General features: G+C 55.3%; 1 pseudogene. It reads left to right on the plus strand.

Features of this window, described 5'->3' with window-relative positions:
* Positions 1–255, plus strand: a pseudogene (locus E0D98_RS26715) (DNA primase); the annotation flags it as partial.

Here is a 255-nt window from a genome sequence, read left to right on the forward strand (position 1 = left end):
CCCTCCCGTTTATCTGGGGCGTTATCAGTTAAGCGAACTGGATAACCTCCAGATTGTTGATGATGGGCGATACAGGGCGACGGTGATACGCGCCGGAAATATTGAAGAGCCGCAGCTGTTAACCATCACCACGAAACTGGCGATCGCCGGAGTCCAGGAGGCGCGGCTACTTTCTGAAAATTTCGAATTGCTGGAGGAATGGAGCGACCAGCTTCCACGGCTTAGGGAGGCATGGGAACGCGGGGAAAGCCTGGT

It is taken from the genome of Escherichia sp. KCJ4928 (genome assembly GCF_004352695.1).
GTDB lineage: Bacteria > Pseudomonadota > Gammaproteobacteria > Enterobacterales > Enterobacteriaceae > ECMA0423.